Source organism: Vibrio sp. HI00D65 (assembly GCF_001635455.1).
Lineage (GTDB): Bacteria > Pseudomonadota > Gammaproteobacteria > Enterobacterales > Vibrionaceae > Vibrio.
Genome location: NZ_LWEH01000297.1, coordinates 1 through 1,477 on the forward strand (window position 1 = coordinate 1; position 1,477 = coordinate 1,477).

General features: G+C 46.0%; 2 protein-coding genes. Both read left to right on the forward strand.

The genetic code is table 11. The annotated features are described in order from the left end of the window. Positions 1 to 812, forward strand: an 812-nt coding sequence (locus tag A3712_RS19045) for a class I SAM-dependent methyltransferase (RefSeq protein WP_063524672.1), incomplete at its 5' end; no start/stop codon positions are given. A 119-nt stretch (positions 813 to 931) separates the two neighbouring features. Further along, the coding region (locus tag A3712_RS19050; RefSeq protein ID WP_269451432.1) for an MATE family efflux transporter at positions 932 to 1,477 on the forward strand (546 nt) is incomplete at its 3' end.

Below are 1,477 nucleotides of genomic sequence, written 5' to 3' on the forward strand. Positions count from 1 at the left end.
TTTCTGCTGATCAAGCTTCTGCACATCAAGAACTTCAAGTTCCGACAAATCTCGTTCAACATCTTTGGTTTCGCAGCCGAGAAAGCCTTGCCGATGATGGCCTCGTCTATGATCCTATTGCTGCTCAGGCCTGTAAGCGTTGTCAATTAGCGCCGGAATGCCTTACTGGTGAACTCGACCAACAACAACTTCTCTATGCGACCTTGACTCAACTTTGCGATTCTCAAGTTCAGCAGTTCCTATCTCACAACCCTGATGCTTGGATTATTAATGTGGGAGCTGGTCTCGACACCCGTTTTTACCGATTAGACAATGGCCGCTGTCACTGGGTAGAGCTGGATGTAACCGAGAATCTACTTTGGCGACAACGTTTGTTCCACAAAAATGAACGCTACCGCTTGGAGTGTGGTTCCGTAGATGATCTGACTTGGTTAGATGAACTCAATATTCCAGAGCAAGCTTCGGTAATGGTGGTGTGTGAACATGCACTGTTGGATTGTAATGAGCAGCAAACCGCGCACTTTATTCAGTCTTTGAGCCGTTACTTTACTCATGCACATGCGTGTGTTGTATTGGCTGGCGATAAGAGCTCAAGTACTTTAGGTAAGAAGCTAGGCTCTGGTGACTATGCACATGGCTTATCTTCTCCAGTCGACAGCATTCTTAATTGGTTACCATGGGCGCAATGGGTTAAAGCATTTTCGCCTTTAGAACAGCAATGTAACCGTTGGAAGTTATGGCAGCGACTATTGTGCAAAATTTCTCAGGTTAAAAAGCGTTTAACGCCGCAACTGGTACTGGTGAAGTGGTAGCGCTAGAGCAGCACTACTTACACATACTCGAAGCTACATCTGTTATAAGCCAAAATCTCACAACATAGTGAAAGCACACTCACTAGGTTAAACTATCGCCTCTAATCAAAGAGGTGGTTATGAAGCTATTTAATCCCCAAACTATTTTCCAAACGCTATTCAATCAAGCAATGCACAAACAAGTGCTGTTGCTCGCGATCCCGATGGTGCTCTCTAATATTACTGTCCCATTGCTGGGTTTAGTGGATGCTGCTGTTATCGGCCACTTAGAACATTCTTGGTACCTAGGAGGCGTGGCGTTAGGTGGCACCATGATCAGTGTGACCTTTTGGTTGCTTGGCTTCTTACGCATGTCGACAACCGGACTTGCCGCACAATCGTACGGTGCAAATGATGGCAAGCAGCTTGGTTTGGTCTGTGTGCAAGGCGTGACCATGGCTCTTGGGTTTGCTGGTGTCTTCTTACTGTTACACGGCTTAGTGGCTGATCTGGTTTTTTCATTAAGTAGCGCCAGTGATCAAGTGAAACATTATGGCCAACAGTATTTCTCGATTCGAGCATGGAGTGCACCGGCAGCACTGACGAATTTCGTTATTTTGGGTTGGCTACTTGGAACTCAGAATGCAAAAGCGCCGATGTGGATGGTGATTATCACTAACATCACC